The organism is Blautia sp. An249, assembly GCF_002159835.1.
Taxonomy (GTDB): Bacteria; Bacillota; Clostridia; order Lachnospirales; family Lachnospiraceae; genus Blautia_A; species Blautia_A avistercoris.
The window spans coordinates 1-670 of sequence record NZ_NFJL01000066.1; the positions used below are offsets into that span (position 1 = coordinate 1).

At 57.3% G+C, this 670-nt stretch carries 1 protein-coding gene and 1 pseudogene; both read left to right on the forward strand.

The genetic code is table 11. The annotated features are described in order from the left end of the window. Window positions 1-506: pseudogene (locus B5F53_RS19515) on the forward strand (radical SAM protein); the annotation flags it as partial. A 6-nt stretch (window positions 507-512) separates the two neighbouring features. Further along, window positions 513-670: PrgI family protein (locus B5F53_RS19520; RefSeq protein ID WP_140398291.1), on the forward strand; the 158-nt coding region annotated here is incomplete at its 3' end.

Consider the following 670-nt stretch of genomic DNA (forward strand, 5'->3'; position numbering starts at 1 on the left):
GCCAGCCGGAAATCAAGCTGATGGACGCAAACCTGCTGGCCTGCCCCGACCATGAACGGCTGCTGGTGCAGCTTGCCGAGAGCCGGGCGCTGGTGGACTTCACCCAGGGCCTTGACATCCGCCTGATAACCCCGGACAATACCGCACTTCTCAATCAGGTGCGGACAAAGGCTGTTCACTTCGCCTGGGATAACCCAAACGAGGACTTGACGCCGCATTTCCGGCGCTTTGCCGAGCAGACGGCCATTAAGAACTGGCGGAACCGGCGCGTGTATATGCTGACGAACTACGGCAGCACCCACGAACAGGACTTGTACCGGGTGGAAACCCTGCGGGGCCTGGGCTATGACCCCTATGTGATGATTTACGAGAAACCAACGGCCCCGCCCATCACCCGCCACTTGCAGCGGTGGGTGAATAACAAACGATTGTTTCATGCCGTCCAGAGCTTTTCCGACTATGAGCCGGTGAAAAAGCTGCTGGCCGGACAGGAAGAAATGAGGTGATATTTTTTGGCTTATGTAACTGTCCCCAAGGATTTTACCCGCGTGAAATCCAAGGTGGTGTTTGGACTAACCAAACGGCAACTTGTTTGTTTTGGCGGTGCGCTGCTTGTAGGCGTCCCGCTTTTTTTGCTGATACGGGGCCGCGTCCCCACCAGCGCGGCGGC